The following is a 1,273-nucleotide window of genomic DNA, read 5'->3' as shown; positions in this document are numbered from 1 at the left end:
GTACAACCCTGAGAAAGCCAAAGAGCTGCTCAAGGAAGCTGGCGTGAAAGAAGGCACCGAAATCGTTCTCTGGGCGATGCCGGTACAGCGTCCTTACAACCCGAACGCCAAGCTGATGGCAGAAATGCTGCAGTCGGACTGGGCCAAGATCGGTCTCAAGGTCAAGATCCAGAGCTACGAGTGGGGCGAGTACATCAAGCGCTCCAAAGGTGGCGAAAACCAGGCGATGCTGATTGGCTGGAGCGGCGACAATGGTGATCCGGACAACTGGTTGAACGTGCTGTTCGGTTGCGATTCGCTGGAAGGCAATAACTTCTCCAAGTGGTGCGACAAGAAGTTCGACGGCATCGTCAAGGAAGCCAAGCGCACGACTGACCAGGACAAGCGCACCGAGCTGTACAAACAGGCGCAACACGTCCTCAAAGATGCAGTGCCAATGACACCTATCGCTCACTCGACGGTGTTCCAACCTATGCGCGACAACGTGCAGGACTTCAAGATCAGCCCGTTTGGCTTGAACTCCTTCTACGGTGTCAGCGTCAGCAAGTAAGGCATTGCAACGGCGACGTTACTGACGTTGCCGTTGCTTTATCTACCGACAAAGTAGGAAGTCTCTTACGCCCAATTCCGTTGCACGCCACCGCTGTCGCGTCGGATGCGTTGCCATTTCCTACGAGTTTTTAGGACTCTACGCATTTACTGCCAGACCCACGGTGCCTACCGTCGGGTTCTGACCAGCTCATGCGTGGGCTCTCGGTTTTGCTGCAAGCAGGGTTTGAAATCAATGATCCTCCACGTTCCAGGACGGGACGGCGGCTCATTGGCAAAACACACGTGAACGATAAGAGGGAGCGTCATGCGCCATACCTTGGTTTTATCCGCATTGCTGGGCACCGGCCTGTTGGCCACCACTTCCATCACCCAGGCCGCCAATAACAGCCTGGTGTTCTGCTCCGAAGGGAGCCCCGCCGGTTTCGACACGGCGCAGTACACCACTGCGACCGATAACGACGCCGCCGAGCCGCTGTACAACCGTTTGGCAGAGTTTGAAAAAGGCGCGACCAACGTCGTACCAGGCTTGGCCGAGAGCTGGGATATTTCCGAGGACGGCCTCAAGTACACGTTTCACCTGCGCGAAGGGGTGAAGTTTCATACCACTCCCTACTTCACGCCGACCCGCGACTTCAACGCCGATGACGTGCTGTTCACGTTTAATCGCATGCTCGACCCGCAACAACCTTTCCGTAAGGCTTATCCGACCGAGTTCCCGTAC

At 56.2% G+C, this 1,273-nt stretch carries 2 protein-coding genes; both read left to right on the top strand.

Features of this window, described 5'->3' with window-relative positions:
- The coding region (locus AC1DRJ_RS28180) for an ABC transporter substrate-binding protein (protein WP_477805026.1) at positions 1-550 on the top strand (550 nt) is incomplete at its 5' end.
- Between the two features lie 306 nt (positions 551-856).
- On the top strand, positions 857-1,273 hold a 417-nt coding region (locus AC1DRJ_RS28175), incomplete at its 3' end, for an ABC transporter substrate-binding protein (RefSeq protein WP_477805025.1).

Source organism: Pseudomonas sp. P5_B2 (assembly GCF_056400445.1).
Note: the sequence above shows the minus strand (reverse complement) of the source record. Positions and strands in the feature narration are given on the sequence as shown.